Below are 12796 nucleotides of genomic sequence, written 5' to 3' on the forward strand. Positions count from 1 at the left end.
TGTCTGAACGGATAAAATGTTGCTTATTATAAAGGATATTTCGGTTTTAGGCCGTCTGAAATATGGTTTCAGACGGCCTTGGTTTTATTGGGCGAGGGCTTGGTCGATTTCTTGATAGAGTTGGGTGAAATTGGGTTCGCCAACGTAGGTTTTGAGGATGTTGCCGTTTTTGTCGATCAGGACGGAAGTCGGGTAAACCTGTGTGCCAAAGGCTTTTGCGGCAGTTTTGTCGGCATCGTACATGACGGTGAAAGGCAGGCCGTATTCTTTGACGTACTGATGGACGCTTTCAATGGGGTCGATGGGCTGGGCAATGCCGAGGACTTGGAAATTTTTGCCTTGATAGTCTTGGGCGGTTTTGATGATTTTAGGCATCTCGCTCACGCAGCCGGGACAGGAGGGAAACCAGAAGTTAATGAGGGTAACTTTGTCTTTTAAATCGGCGTTGGTAATGGTTTTGCCTTGCAGGTCGGGCAGGGCGAAATCAGGGGCGGCTTTGTTGCTGGGGATAAGGACGAAGGCAAGAAGTGCGCCGATCGTGGCAACGACAAGGAGTGTGAGTATTTTTTTCATGATGTGAGGTTTTGAATTGCGTGTGCTAAGGTTGGGGGAACGCTGATACTACGGCCGCTTTCGCTGCTAACGGGCATAAGGGTAACTTCGGCTTCGATGGCGGCTTTGCCGTTGGGCAGGGTCGCGGTTTGGCTGAGGATGATGTGGCGTGTGCCGATGTCTTTCAGACGGCCTGTAAAGGTTAAAACATCGCCTTCAAGCGACGGGCGGCGGTAGCGGATATCGACACGTGCAACAACGAGCATGATGCCTTTGAGTTCGGACAGAAGGTCATGCTCTTGGAAAAACGTCCAGCGCGCTTCTTCTAGAAATTCGAGATAGCGCGCATTGTTGACGTGGCCGTAGCCGTCGAGGTGGTAGTTGCGGACGGTCAGTTTCATCAGTTGAGATTGATGGGTTGGAACTCTTCGCGTGCGATGGGTTCGTGTTCGAGGTCGGTAATCACGGTGGAGAGTTGGATATCGAACCATTCGTTGAAAATGTCGGCGTCCAAATCCGGCCATTCGCTTTCGTCTTCGCACCAGTCGGCCAATTCGGCAGCAAAAATGTCTTCAAAACGCGCTTCGATCTCGTCCCATACTTCGTCGGCAGTTTCGCACGGGCGAACGAGGTAGGAGTTTGCATCGGCTTGGATATCTTCAAGCGTCAGGCCATCCAAGTGATTGCCGGGCAGGGATTTCAGCCAGTTCCAAAAAGGATCGAGGGGGATAAGCAGGAAGACGCTGCGGTTGACTTCGTACATGGTGTTTTCCTTGGTTTCTGTATAGTTGAATGATATAGCAAAGGTGGTGGACTGGCTATCTTTTGGGGGATAAAGGCCGTCTGAATTTCAGACGGCCTTTATTTTTGGAAACAATCAGAGGTTTTCTGATGGTGTTTGATACAGGGTTTGGGGATTGGCTGTATCGGGAATTTCTGCCGGAGCGGTTTGGGGTGCTGCTACCGGCTCGGAAGTGGCATTGCTGTCCACTAAGTCATCAATGTCGATGTTGTCGTCTTCGCTTTGAGGGAGCGTGCCGCCGGTTTGTTGGCTGCGGACTTTCATGTAAAGGTCGCGTGTGTAGCTGTATTTGTCGATGGCTGCGCCTTCGAGGCTGTCGGTCAGGTCGAGCAGTTCTTCACGGGTGTTGATGGCCTGCAGGCCGATTGTGCCCCAGCGTCCTGCTCTGGTGTGGAAGACGGCGTTTTTAACTGGGTAGACGGTGGTAACGGCGTTGCCAATGGTATCGCGTACGGTAGATGGGCCGAACAGGGGGACAACGAAGTAGTTGCTGTTTTTCCAGCCCCATGAGGCGAAGGTGTCGCCGAGGGTATTTTTATTGCTGGGTACGCCGCCTGCACCGGCTACGTCGATTAAACCGCCCAGGCCGAAGGTGGTGTTGATGCCGACGCGGACGAGGTCTTCGCTGGCGCGTTTGACGTCAAGGCGCAGAACGTTGCTGCCGAAGCTGACGACGTCGCGCAGGTTGTTGAAGAAGTTGATCACGCCGGTACGCACCGGTTTGGGCGTTACTTTGCGATAGCCGCGTGCGACAGGGGAAAGGACGTATTTGTCTGCTTTGTCGTTGAACTTGGAAACGGTACGGTTGTATCCTTCGTAAGGATCGGCCGGATTGCGTTCGGCAAGTGCGGGAGCGGAGGCTATGCTGATGAGGAGGCAGAGTGAAGCGGTGGTTTTTTTCATGATTGCAACCAGTCTTTGATTTCGTAAAGTTCGGCCAGTGCGCGGACGGAATCAGGAATGTTTTGAATGGTCGGTTTTTTGTCTATCCGGCGCAGAGCGTTGAGCAGCAGGGAAACGCAGGCTGAATCTGCTTTGCCTACTTGGCTGAAGTCTATGCTGTCTGTTTCTTTCAGACAGCATTGCTGTTCGTAGCGCGCAAAGGCGGAGGCAGTCAGGGTTTTGACGGTAACGTCGCCGCTGATGTAGAGCGTGCCGTTGCGGATTTCTGTTTGCATGGTGTCTTTATGATGTAAGGCACCATGCCGTCTGAACATCAGGCGGCATGGTGCGGGGTGGATTATTTACCGCCGTTTTTGGCTTTCAAGTCGGCAATCAGGCCGTCAATGCCTTTGGCTTTGATGGTTTCGCCGAATTGGTTGCGATATACGGTAACCAAGCTTGCGCCTTCTACTGCGACATTGTATGCGCGGTATTTGTTGCCGCTTTGGTAGGTGGTGAAGTCCATGTTGACCGGTTTTTGGCCGGAAACGTTGATTTCGGCGCGGACAACGATTTCTTTACCGCCTTTGTTTACGACAGGGTTATCTTTGATGTTGACCTTGGCGTTTTTGAATTTCAGCATGGTGCCGGAGTAGGTGCGGATCAGCAGGGTTTGGAACTCTTTGGTCAACGCTTGTTTTTGTGCGTCAGTCGCAGTGCGCCATGGGTTGCCGACGGCCAAAGCGGTCATGCGTTGGAAGTCGAAGTAAGGGATGGCATAGGCTTCGGCTTTTTGGCGTGCGGTGTTGGCGTCGCCGCTGTTGAGGATTTTCAGCACTTGAACGGAGTTTTCACGGACTTGGTTGACTGCGTCGGCAGGAGAGGCAAATGCCATGCTGATACTCAATACGCCGATGCTCAATGCGCTGATGAAGGATGTTTTTTTCATGGGAGTGTCCTGAATATTGGGTTGATATGTGTTTATTGTTCGTTTTGACCTGCAGATTCACTGTCTGCGTTTTTCTCGGCAAAGCTGGTCATGAATTTGCCGATAAGGTTTTCCAAAACCATGGCGGAGCTGGTGACGGTAATGGTGTCGCCTGCCGCCAAAGAATCAGTATCGCCGCCTTGTTGCAGGCCGATGTATTGTTCGCCCAACAGGCCTGAAGTCAGGATTTGTGCGGAAACGTCGCTGCTGAACTGATATTGGCTGTCCAGATTGAGGGCGACTTTTGCCTGATAGGATTTAGGGTCGAGCTGAATAGAGGCAACGCGGCCCACCAGTACGCCTGCGGATTTGACCGGAGCGTTGGTTTTCAAGCCGCCGATGTCGCTGAAATCGGCATAGACGGTGTAGGTTTGAGAGGATTTGCCGAACGATTGTCCGCCGGCGGCGCGGAAGGCAAGAAAGCCGATAGCGGCCGCGCCCAGTAAGACAAACAGTCCTACCCAAAATTCCAAAGCATTTTTTTTCATGTGCTATTGTCCTTGTTTCATTCTTTTTAAGTGTCGTTTCATACGGCCTTTAGTCGGTAAACATCCACGCGGTCAACATGAAGTCGACGGCGAGGATGGTCAGGGCGGAAGACACTACGGTGCGTGTACTGGCGCGCAAAATACCTTCGGAGGTCGGTACGCAGTGGAAACCCTGATGTACGGCGATCAGCGTAACGGCTACGCCGAAAGCGGCGGATTTGATTAAACCGTTGAGTACGTCGTAATGGAAGGTAATGTTGTTTTGCATTTGCGACCAGAAAATACCACCATCCAAACCCAGCCATTCGACGCCGACCAAATACGCGCCGTAAATACCGGCAACGTTGAAAATCGAAGCCAGTAAAGGCATGGAAAACACGCCCGCCCAAAAGCGCGGCGCAACCACACGTGCCACAGGGTCGACCGCCATCACGTTCATTGCTTCAAGCTGCTCGGTGGTTTTCATTAAACCGATTTCGCTGGTCATGGCACCGCCCGCGCTGCTGGCAAACAGAATAGCCGCCAATACGGGACCTAATTCGCGCAACAGGGAAGCGGCAACCATATAGCCCAAAATATCGGCGGATTTGAATTTTGCCAGCTGCGTATAGCCCTGCAAGCCCAATACCATGCCGACAAACAGGCCGGACACGGCAACAATCAGGACAGACAACACGCCTGCAAAGTAAACCTGGCGGATGCTCAGGCGCGGACGGGCAAATGCCGTACCTGATTTAGCCAGGATGTGCAGGAAAAACAGCGTAATGCTGCCCAGCGATTGGATGAAGCCGAGGGTTTTTGCCCCGACGGAACGGATAAAATTCATAGGTTTCAGTTGATTGGTTAAATGGTTTTCAGACGGCCTTATTTAAGTTTCAGGCCGTCTGAACATCAGCCCAGCAAGTCTTGTTTTAAAGTCGTTTGCGCCGGATAGCGGTATGCGACAGGGCCGTCTGCCAAACCGCCGACAAACTGGCGTACCCAAGGCGAGTCGAGTTTGCGCATTTCTTCGGGCGAGCCGGAGAACATGATTTCGCCGTGTGCCAAGAAAATCACTTGATCGACGATTTCCAGCGATTTTTCGATGTCGTGCGTTACCATCACGCTGGTTGAGCGCAGGGCTTTGTTGGCACGGCTGATGAGGTGGGCGATGACGCCCAGCGAAATCGGGTCGAGGCCGGTGAAAGGCTCGTCGTACAACATGATTTCAGGGTCGAGCGCAATCGTACGCGCGAGGGCGACGCGGCGCGACATACCGCCGGAAAGCTCGGAAGGCATCAGGTTTTCAACACCCCGCAAACCGACTGCATTCAGTTTCAGCAATACTAAATCGCGAATGACCGCCTCGGGCAAATCCGTCAGCTCGCGCATGGGGAAGGCGATGTTGTCGAAGACGGATAAGTCGGTGAACAATGCGCCGTGTTGGAACAAAACACCCATGCGGCGGCGGTGTTCGTACAGCTCTTGCGCCGAAAATGCGGCCAAATCGCGCCCTTCAATCAGCACTTTTCCCGATTGCGGGTGAATTTGCCCCGTAATCAGGCGCATCAGCGTGGTTTTCCCGCTGCCCGAACCACCCATTACGGCGGCGAAATTGCCTTGTGGAATGCTGAAGTTGATGTTGTTCAGAATAGGACGGTCGCCATATGCGAAGGCAACGTCTTTCATTTCGATGAAGGGTGTGGAACTCATGCAGGAGAGGGGTGTCAAAAAATGTATTTTAATTACGGGTATTGTAAAGGGTATTGGATATTCGGGCAATTTTCAGACGGCCTGAGCGTAGGAATAACGGGTAAAAACGTGTGAAAGAATGCAGAAGCGTTGGTGGTACGGTCGTTTTGTTGCGTGTTGTGTTAAACATACAGACAGCTGTGTAGGTATATTTGTATAGAAATACAAAAAACAACTGAATCAAATCCAATAAAAATATTTTTATCATCAAAAATCAATACTTTTTTTGGGGGGAGCTTAGACAGGAAACAGCTAATCCAATATCTATATTGAATTCTTTGTGAAAAGAAAGAATAAAACATCGATAAATTTCCTTTTCTCTCTCTTATAGAGTTATAAGGATATTTCTTTAATCTCATTATTTTGCTCTGTGCCTAAAGCGTCCTGTTGGTCCATACATTTCCCCCGTTATGAGTCTGTTTTCATCCATATAGTTTCAAATTTAGTGGGATACGGACTTAGCTAATGGGCTTAAATCAACGAATAGAAGGAACTCCTCCATTTTTAGAAACAAATATAGGCCAATTTCCAATAATAGATTTGTTTATATCCATTGTTTCTAAATATTCTTTTGACTGATATGGGAAAACCCACCCACCATCATTTTCTCGTACATGAGATTCGACTATTAACAATGAAATTCCCATTTCTTGCTCTATTTGACTTAAAAAAGATACTGCGATTTTCTTTGCTTCTTGATAAGTAATTACCATGGAAATACTCCAAATTAAAAATGTTTGAAGATAGTAAAATTGACTTCTCCTCCTTTTTGTATTTGCCTATCAATATACCTTTTTGGATAATTGTGCTTTATGGCCTGCTGGATCGATGGCGTTAAACAAAGGCCGTCTGAAACGGTTTTTCTGTTTTCAGACGGCCTCTTAGCTCAAACCTTGAAAACCGCATGCGTGCGTTCCGCACACATGCTACTTATTGAGTTTAGGTTTCATATGGGCTACGGCTTGCTGATTTCAGACGATTTTTTTTAATTTAGTTAGGTTTTCAACTCAACCTACACACTTAATCTGAAAGTTCATATAGCATATCCAAAAAGGCATCAAAACTATCTGCAATATGGTTAGTTACCATTTTCGTATCTCCATTCTCATCTTCATAAAAATCATCATGATACATCAGAATGATACATGGATTTTCATTGCATTTTCTGTAATCAAAACAGATATAATCTCCATTAGCTGAAATCCCAAAAGCAATCACTTTTTTTGCATATCCATATTCATCATCGATACATGAATAGCTATAAATATCCTCATAGCCTAAATTTTGCTTATACCCTAAAAATGAAATGTCCCTTTCATCATTTTCACCGTATTGATTGATAAAATTGAGAATATTTTCTTTAGGGTATAAATGATCATGTTTGCCAAGAAGTGATACATATGAAACAGGAAAAACGACCCCTACATCTTCAGCAAATTGTTGAATTGTTCTTATTGGAACCAATCCCTCATCTGATAATATTGATAGTTTTCTCATTTTTACTGACCTTTCTTTAACGATTTTTGACCAGTATGCCTAACAGCTTTATGAATACTATTAGGAATTAACTGCATATTATAAAGAGGCGGGCAAATATGCCCGCCTTGTTTTTAATATTTCTGCAAACCTTCTACCTTGATTTCTTTGGCATTGGCATTTATGAAGGCTTGGGTCGCCTTCATCGTGGCTTGGATGCGCGGATCGTTCCAGCGCACGATTTGGTTGTTTTCATCACGCTTGTCCGACCAGATAATCACGCCGTCGGTGTATTTTTTGCTGATTTCGAGCATTTTGCGCCAACGGACGGGATCGATGAATTGTTTGAAATAAGGACTGTTGGTGGCCGAATAATATTGCGGCCAGATGTAGCCGATGATTTTTTTGTTGGGAAAGCGTTGATGGATGTCGTCAACAGCGGTTTTCACGTCTTTTTCCCATTGCACCAAATCGGGGGAAGTGATGTAGAACACAGGGTTAGCATAGTCGCTGATGGCGGCGGTGGGCGCACGGCGTTTGCTAACTTGCCGCCATTTGTCCAAGATGGCTTCGTTGTCAACGTTGGGGCGGTAGTGGCGGATGCCGTGCAGGTGTTCGGAAGGCATGCCGTAGTTGCTGATGAAGGCGCGCGGGTTTTCTTCTCTAAAGATTTGGTACATCCGCACGAAGTCGGTTCTCAATTCGTCAGGGGTTAGCAGTTGACCGTCTTTTTCGGCAAACCAGCTTTCGATGTCGGTAGAAATGGTGCGGTAGCCTTCGCGGCGCGATTGTTTGGCCAATTCGCGGATACGCGCTTCGTTGAGTACACCGTGTTTGCGTTTGCCCGTCGGATCGGGTTTGACCAGCTCGCTTTCGTAAACCAAAAACACTTTGGAGAGTTTGTCGGCAGTAAGGTCGGGTTTGCCGACGTAGTCCATGAGGTCGTAGATGATGAAATCTTTGGCATGGGCGGAGAGGGCGGTCAATAAGAGGAAGAGGGGCAAAAGGCGGTTGGGTTTCATATTTTTAGGCAGATAAGGGAAAAGGGCCATTGTACGGGAAGCGGTGTTAAAGTGAGTCAAAGGCCGTCTGAAAGGATAAAAGTTCTTTCAGACGGCCTTTGTTGGGGTGGGAATATTCAGTTTTGAGGCTGGTATGGCTTACTGCGCCGCAGTTTTTTCCAGCAACAAGAAAGTTTCGGCTTTGTTGCGCGGTCTTGCGCCTTGCCACAAGGTTTGCCAGCCCGAAGGTGCGCCGATGTTGGCAGCTTGGCGGATGAGGCGGTAGCGGCAGGAGGCGTTGTCGGTCGTGGTTTTAATATGGCTGTATTGTGTCCACGCAATGCGTGTGCGCTGGTCTTGGCTGTCGATGCTGATACATTCGAGGCCGTCTGAAAGTTTCTGTTTCAATTCGGCAGAAAGCGCGGCTTCCATTTGGTGTACAACCGGCGCATGGCTTTTGGCGGCGTTGAGCCACGGTAAAAACAGGGTCATCAGCAAAGCCCAAGCCAAGGTAACGCCGGCCGCCCAGTTGGTTACGGCTTGGCGGCCGCGGATGTTTTTACGCGTAATCGCCCAGAGCCACAACGGGGTAAACAGCAGGGCGACTGCCATCGGAATCGGGTCGATGTCGGGGATGTAATACGGGCTGAAATAGGCAGCGCGCTCGGCTAGTTTGGCAGGCCAGCCGTAGTTCATGGCGAAGAAGCCCAGCCACAGGAACACGGCAATCAAACCGAATGCCATGATGCCGAACCAGTTGATAAATGCCACTGCACCGCGACGCAGGCCGTCCAGTTGTGCCGCGCCGAGCAGGGCGAGCGGCGGCAACAGCCAAACGAGGTTGTCTTGCAGGCGTTGCGGGTTGATGGCAAGTAGGGCTGTCATGATAACCAGCCACGACAGGCTCAGAATACCCCAGTTTTTATCGTGGATACGTGTGCGGCTGAGTGTCCATACCGCCAGCGGCCAAGCAGGTAAGACAAACCACAGCAGGTTTTTCAGATAATAGGGCAGGTTGAAGGCCGTCTGAATTTGATTTAAGCCGCCGAATACGCCTAAGGAATAATGGTTGAACCAAATATCAAACCATTCGGGATGAGTTCTGGATAAAACCAGAGGGTACAGAATCAGCAGGGGCAGGGAAACGACGATGGCGCCAATCAGAGTCAGCAGATAACGTTTGCTTTGCCAAGTGGAATGGAACGATAGGGCAAGTGCCAAAAACATCATTGTTGCGGTCAGCAGATAGCCTGATGAGAGGGAGAGTAAAACCCAGCCGCTGCACAACAGCAAAATGGCAATAATGACGCGGCGACGTGCCAGTGAAAAGCCGCACAGAATCAATCCAAACGCGGCAAAAGCTGCCGACATGGGATTGAGGAAGTGGGCGATGGGCAGCAAACCAATGCTGCCGATAAGGATTAAGACAACGCTGCGGCCATGGTGTCTGCCGAGAAAGTTGAACCCGGCAAAACCGCAGGCGGTCAGTCCGATGGCGGTAAATACCACGCCGGCAAAACGTGCGGCATCATAGGCATCGGCCGCCCAAGGCGAAAACAGGGTTTGGAATGCGGTTGCCGCCCACAAAAAAGCAGGGGAGATGGTGAAATCGGGTTGGCCGAAGATTTGCGCAACCAGCAGGCTGCCGCCGTTTTTCATGGATTCGGAGGCAGTAAAGAGGGAGGGTTCGGCAGGATTCCACAAGTCATGCGAGAACACGCCCGGCCACAGCCAGGCAAAGGCCATCAGCAGCAGAAGCCATGGTTTTTCATGGGTTTTTTGGGGGCGGCGCGGATCGGGCGGTGTGTAAGTCAGCATGGAAGGTCAAAAAACGGTTGGTTTGAATAGCAATGGTACAGGGTTTGACGGGTTTGCGCGATATGCCGGACCGGAGAGCTTTGTAAAAGAATGCTTACGGCTCGTTTTTATCGGGTGTTTGGAAGGATATGGCATTCGGTTGACGACAAAAAGCTCAGGCCGTCTGAAAGAAATGTTTCAGACGGCCTGAATGCAAAAAAGACTGCACGAAGCAGTCTTTTTGACAAAGCGGCAATTAGCGTTTGAACAGGTTGCCGAATTTGTTGTTGAATTTGTCCACACGACCGGTAGTGTCGACGATTTTTTGAGTACCGGTGTAGAAAGGGTGGCACAGAGAGCAAACCTCAACGTTGAAGCTGTCTTTTTCCATTGCGGATTTGGTCACGAATTTGTTGCCGCAAGAGCAGGTAACGTTGATTTCGTGGTAGTTCGGGTGAATACCTTGTTTCATTTGATTTCCTTTCGATTAAGCGGGCACAGGGGTTTTGCCTGTACTTCAGTTAAGCGTGGAATTTTCGCTATTTTTGGCTGTTTCGTCAAGAGGATATTTTGTATGCAGGGTAGTTTCGCAACAGAAGAGAACAGTTTAGAATAGAATATCGAACCAAATATTATGCGATCAGATTGTAATCTAACTGAAAAGAGGATGTAAAACCTCCTCTAGATGTGAAACTTTAAGAAGAATAATAGTCTGAATAATATTTACGCTTGTACGAACAGGAGACGGAATCAATGTGGAAAAAGATATTGACGTGCATTTTGCGTGTTTTGGGAGGAGTGTTGCCCCCGTCTTATTGCAAACCATTCGGCAGAATTGCGCAAAAATTCCGTGTTGCTTTGGCTGCGTGTATTTCTCCAAACATCGGTAAAAACGTCAATATTGAAAAAGGCGGATACGTCTTTCCGGATACGGTAGTCGGCGACAATTCGGGTATCGGCGTAAATTGCGAAATCTGCCGCGGTTTGACCCTCGGCAAGAACGTGATGATGGGGCCGGAATGCCTGTTTTATTCGACCAACCACAAATTCAACCCTGAAACCCGCCGCTTTGAAGGCTATACGGACATCAGCCCGATTGTGATTGAAGATGATGTCTGGATTGGTCGGCGTGCGATTATCATGGGCGGCGTTACCATCGGTAAGGGCGCGGTAATCGGTGCAGGTTCGGTGGTTACCAAAGATGTGCCGCCTTATTGCGTGGCTGCGGGCAACCCTGCGATTGTTCGGAAAAAACTGCTGGATGAGCAAGAGCTTGCAGCCGAATAGCGTAAACAAAATAGCAAAATAAAAGGCCGTCTGAATTTCAGACGGCCTTTTTTCAATAGTGCTTAAGCGGCAATTTTTTCGCATTCTTTAATGCAAGCCAAGCAAGATTCGTAGCAGGCTTTGCATTCAGCGTGGTGGCCGGCGTGTTCTTTGCAGGCGGCAGCACATTGTTTGCAGGCTTCGATGCACACTTTTGCCAAAGATGGGGTCAGGCGTGAATTTTGGGCAGCGAGGTTTTGCAATGTGCCGCACAGTGCCAACATTTGGTTAACGCCGGTTGAGCAGTCTTTCATGGAAGTATCACCGGAGCTCAACAGAGTGATGCAGTGAGTCAGGCAGATTTGACCGGCTTCAACGCAATGTGCGGCTGCTTTGCGCGCAGCTTCGTAGGCGCGCGGTGCAGAATGCGCGTGACCGGCATGACCGGCGTAGTGTGCATGGCCTGCATGGTCGTGAGCACGGGCAAAAGAAGCGGCGGCGGTAAGGGAAACAGCAGCGGCGCTGCCGATAAATTGACGACGGTTCATAAGATAGAGTCCTTTTTGCTTGGTGAAATGATATTACGAATAATTAAATCTATTCGATAACAATAGGTTAACATATTATTTGTTTATAAACAATAAAGGCTGCCTGAACTTTTAGGCAGCTTTTTTTAGATACGCGTTAGGTTGATAGAGTTTTCTTTTCCTGAATCAGCAGCTTCAACAAAGTTGCCGCGCTGTCCAAGACCGTATTAGCATATCCAGCAATAAAGGTTTTTGCCAATAAAAAAGAAAAGGCCGTCTGAAAAATATTCAGACGGCCTTTATTTAAACTAAAGCCTACATCAGATGACTTCTAAAATGAAATACTGACGCAGTTTTTCGTACACATTATTTTGTACGTTGATACAACCATTGGTTATGATGCGGTCGGCCACATGAGGGGAGACGATGCGTTCCATGCGTCTTTCCTGTGGCTTGAGCGTCCATACCCTGTGTAACGCAAACAGAAAGTCATTTTCTTCTTTGAAGCCGATAACCTCGCCACCGTAACCCGGTTTGCTGGTCATCATCGGCGTCATATTGAATTTGCCTTTCGGCGTGGTCTTGCCAATCAGTACCGGATGGCACTGACCATCGTCGGCAAAGCAAAGCTCCGCCTTAGCTGTATTGACCACAACTTTTTTACGCTGGATATAGTCGCTGACAGCATCGGCAGCGGCCAAAGAATTCAGACCTGCTGCCAAGGCTATACCCAATAGGATCCGTTTCAAATTTGTCCTTATTGACGGATGCGTTGAGGAGCTTCTTTAATGATCTCGCGGATGATCACTTGAGGCTCTTGTTTAGGTGTAGGTGCTGGAGGAGGACATACGGCATCTTTAGGGAATACTGGATTCCAGAAGAAGCTGCGTGCAAATTTGTCTTTGTCGTAGATCACTTTGTATTGGCAAGTAGTGATGCCTTCAACGCCAGAAGTGTTTTCAGGGTCAACGCCTACGCCTGGGGTGTAGAAGTGGAACAGGTAGTCCCATTCACGCACGCCAACCATGCCTTCGTCGTAGTGAGGACGGCCGAGGATTTTGTAGATGTCGTCTTTGGTCAGACCAGGACGCATTTGATCCAGCTCGTCAAAAGTCGGGAATGTACCGCGGTCTTTGTTGAAGGTCAGGGAGTAAGGTTTAGGGAAGCGTGGCTCGTCTGTAGTGCCTTCAGGAGTGATTTTGCTCTTAGTAGCACAGGCGGCCAGCAGGCCGGTAGCCAGCAGGACGAAGCCTACTTTTGCGATTTTTTTCATTTGATAATCCTTT

Annotated in this window: 18 protein-coding genes and 1 pseudogene; 1 reads left to right on the forward strand and 18 read right to left on the reverse strand. The window is 49.1% G+C overall.

Annotated elements, in window-relative coordinates:
* Positions 1-84: 84 nt before the first annotated feature.
* The 15 genes and pseudogenes from ACTHTU_RS03010 to rpmE form a co-directional block, all read right to left on the reverse strand.
* On the reverse strand, positions 85-573 hold the full coding sequence (locus ACTHTU_RS03010) for a peroxiredoxin family protein (protein ID WP_004519060.1): 489 nt from the start codon (positions 571-573) through the stop codon (positions 85-87).
* Positions 570-953, reverse strand: a complete 384-nt coding sequence (locus tag ACTHTU_RS03015) for an acyl-CoA thioesterase (RefSeq protein ID WP_070712052.1) — start codon at positions 951-953, stop codon at positions 570-572. The genes ACTHTU_RS03010 and ACTHTU_RS03015 overlap by 4 nt, the downstream gene beginning before the upstream one ends.
* A complete protein-coding gene (locus tag ACTHTU_RS03020; RefSeq protein ID WP_003681812.1) occupies positions 953-1315 on the reverse strand; it encodes a hypothetical protein in 363 nt (120 codons plus the stop codon). Before ACTHTU_RS03020 ends, ACTHTU_RS03015 begins: the two co-directional genes overlap by 1 nt.
* 114 nt (positions 1316-1429) lie before the next feature.
* A complete protein-coding gene (locus tag ACTHTU_RS03025) occupies positions 1430-2257 on the reverse strand; it encodes an MlaA family lipoprotein (RefSeq protein WP_440361722.1) in 828 nt (275 codons plus the stop codon).
* The gene (locus tag ACTHTU_RS03030) at positions 2254-2532 is read right to left on the reverse strand and encodes an STAS domain-containing protein (RefSeq protein WP_036492161.1); all 279 of its coding nucleotides are present in this window, start codon (positions 2530-2532) and stop codon (positions 2254-2256) included. Before ACTHTU_RS03030 ends, ACTHTU_RS03025 begins: the two co-directional genes overlap by 4 nt.
* Positions 2533-2594: 62 nt before the next feature.
* Positions 2595-3185: an MlaC/ttg2D family ABC transporter substrate-binding protein gene (locus tag ACTHTU_RS03035; protein WP_036492158.1), complete on the reverse strand. Its 591-nt coding sequence runs from the start codon at positions 3183-3185 to the stop codon at positions 2595-2597.
* A 32-nt stretch (positions 3186-3217) separates the two neighbouring features.
* Positions 3218-3712, reverse strand: coding sequence for an outer membrane lipid asymmetry maintenance protein MlaD (gene mlaD / locus ACTHTU_RS03040; RefSeq protein ID WP_003681819.1), 495 nt, complete (start codon positions 3710-3712; stop codon positions 3218-3220).
* Between the two features lie 49 nt (positions 3713-3761).
* Entirely contained in the window at positions 3762-4538 is a 777-nt protein-coding gene (gene mlaE / locus ACTHTU_RS03045; RefSeq protein ID WP_070606268.1) for a lipid asymmetry maintenance ABC transporter permease subunit MlaE, read from the reverse strand.
* Positions 4539-4603: 65 nt separating this feature from the next.
* Positions 4604-5404, reverse strand: coding sequence for an ABC transporter ATP-binding protein (locus ACTHTU_RS03050; RefSeq protein WP_440361723.1), 801 nt, complete (start codon positions 5402-5404; stop codon positions 4604-4606).
* 191 nt (positions 5405-5595) lie between these two features.
* Positions 5596-5802, reverse strand: a pseudogene (locus ACTHTU_RS03055) (hypothetical protein); the annotation flags it as partial.
* 117 nt (positions 5803-5919) lie between these two features.
* Positions 5920-6156: a YrhB domain-containing protein gene (locus tag ACTHTU_RS03060; protein WP_440361724.1), complete on the reverse strand. Its 237-nt coding sequence runs from the start codon at positions 6154-6156 to the stop codon at positions 5920-5922.
* Between the two features lie 307 nt (positions 6157-6463).
* On the reverse strand, positions 6464-6940 hold the full coding sequence (locus ACTHTU_RS03065) for an SMI1/KNR4 family protein (RefSeq protein ID WP_440361725.1): 477 nt from the start codon (positions 6938-6940) through the stop codon (positions 6464-6466).
* Positions 6941-7053: 113 nt separating this feature from the next.
* Positions 7054-7941, reverse strand: coding sequence for a hypothetical protein (locus ACTHTU_RS03070; protein WP_440361726.1), 888 nt, complete (start codon positions 7939-7941; stop codon positions 7054-7056).
* Between the two features lie 138 nt (positions 7942-8079).
* Complete coding sequence (locus ACTHTU_RS03075; RefSeq protein ID WP_440361727.1) at positions 8080-9738, reverse strand: ArnT family glycosyltransferase; 1659 nt, start codon at positions 9736-9738, stop codon at positions 8080-8082.
* 235 nt (positions 9739-9973) lie between these two features.
* Positions 9974-10189, reverse strand: a complete 216-nt coding sequence (gene rpmE / locus ACTHTU_RS03080) for a 50S ribosomal protein L31 (protein ID WP_003681847.1) — start codon at positions 10187-10189, stop codon at positions 9974-9976.
* Between the two features lie 281 nt (positions 10190-10470).
* Here rpmE and ACTHTU_RS03085 point away from each other — a divergent pair, with 281 nt between their 5' ends.
* Complete coding sequence (locus tag ACTHTU_RS03085) at positions 10471-11004, forward strand: acyltransferase (protein WP_070583988.1); 534 nt, start codon at positions 10471-10473, stop codon at positions 11002-11004.
* A 62-nt stretch (positions 11005-11066) separates the two neighbouring features.
* Here ACTHTU_RS03085 and ACTHTU_RS03090 read toward each other — a convergent pair whose 3' ends face one another.
* From ACTHTU_RS03090 to ACTHTU_RS03100, 3 genes are all read right to left on the reverse strand, one after another.
* Entirely contained in the window at positions 11067-11531 is a 465-nt protein-coding gene (locus tag ACTHTU_RS03090; RefSeq protein ID WP_440361728.1) for a four-helix bundle copper-binding protein, read from the reverse strand.
* 299 nt (positions 11532-11830) lie between these two features.
* Positions 11831-12259 carry a hypothetical protein gene (locus ACTHTU_RS03095; RefSeq protein WP_049329449.1) on the reverse strand — a complete coding sequence of 143 codons (429 nt, stop codon included), beginning with the start codon at positions 12257-12259 and terminating at the stop codon, positions 11831-11833.
* 8 nt (positions 12260-12267) lie between these two features.
* Positions 12268-12783, reverse strand: coding sequence for an outer membrane protein assembly factor BamE (locus ACTHTU_RS03100; protein ID WP_107810714.1), 516 nt, complete (start codon positions 12781-12783; stop codon positions 12268-12270).
* Positions 12784-12796: the final 13 nt, after the last annotated feature.

Source organism: Neisseria sp. P0020.S005 (assembly GCF_051957055.1).
In the GTDB taxonomy this organism is placed as follows: domain Bacteria; phylum Pseudomonadota; class Gammaproteobacteria; order Burkholderiales; family Neisseriaceae; genus Neisseria; species Neisseria subflava_A.

Coding starts and splice junctions, on each gene's coding strand:
- ACTHTU_RS03010 (WP_004519060.1), bottom strand. CDS start 573: ATGAAAAAAATACTCACACTCCTTGTCGTTGCCACGATCGGCGCACTT.
- ACTHTU_RS03015 (WP_070712052.1), bottom strand. CDS start 953: ATGAAACTGACCGTCCGCAACTACCACCTCGACGGCTACGGCCACGTC.
- ACTHTU_RS03020 (WP_003681812.1), bottom strand. CDS start 1,315: ATGTACGAAGTCAACCGCAGCGTCTTCCTGCTTATCCCCCTCGATCCT.
- ACTHTU_RS03025 (WP_440361722.1), bottom strand. CDS start 2,257: ATGAAAAAAACCACCGCTTCACTCTGCCTCCTCATCAGCATAGCCTCC.
- ACTHTU_RS03030 (WP_036492161.1), bottom strand. CDS start 2,532: ATGCAAACAGAAATCCGCAACGGCACGCTCTACATCAGCGGCGACGTT.
- ACTHTU_RS03035 (WP_036492158.1), bottom strand. CDS start 3,185: ATGAAAAAAACATCCTTCATCAGCGCATTGAGCATCGGCGTATTGAGT.
- mlaD (WP_003681819.1), bottom strand. CDS start 3,712: ATGAAAAAAAATGCTTTGGAATTTTGGGTAGGACTGTTTGTCTTACTG.
- mlaE (WP_070606268.1), bottom strand. CDS start 4,538: ATGAATTTTATCCGTTCCGTCGGGGCAAAAACCCTCGGCTTCATCCAA.
- ACTHTU_RS03050 (WP_440361723.1), bottom strand. CDS start 5,404: ATGAGTTCCACACCCTTCATCGAAATGAAAGACGTTGCCTTCGCATAT.
- ACTHTU_RS03060 (WP_440361724.1), bottom strand. CDS start 6,156: ATGGTAATTACTTATCAAGAAGCAAAGAAAATCGCAGTATCTTTTTTA.
- ACTHTU_RS03065 (WP_440361725.1), bottom strand. CDS start 6,940: ATGAGAAAACTATCAATATTATCAGATGAGGGATTGGTTCCAATAAGA.
- ACTHTU_RS03070 (WP_440361726.1), bottom strand. CDS start 7,941: ATGAAACCCAACCGCCTTTTGCCCCTCTTCCTCTTATTGACCGCCCTC.
- ACTHTU_RS03075 (WP_440361727.1), bottom strand. CDS start 9,738: ATGCTGACTTACACACCGCCCGATCCGCGCCGCCCCCAAAAAACCCAT.
- rpmE (WP_003681847.1), bottom strand. CDS start 10,189: ATGAAACAAGGTATTCACCCGAACTACCACGAAATCAACGTTACCTGC.
- ACTHTU_RS03085 (WP_070583988.1), top strand. CDS start 10,471: ATGTGGAAAAAGATATTGACGTGCATTTTGCGTGTTTTGGGAGGAGTG.
- ACTHTU_RS03090 (WP_440361728.1), bottom strand. CDS start 11,531: ATGAACCGTCGTCAATTTATCGGCAGCGCCGCTGCTGTTTCCCTTACC.
- ACTHTU_RS03100 (WP_107810714.1), bottom strand. CDS start 12,783: ATGAAAAAAATCGCAAAAGTAGGCTTCGTCCTGCTGGCTACCGGCCTG.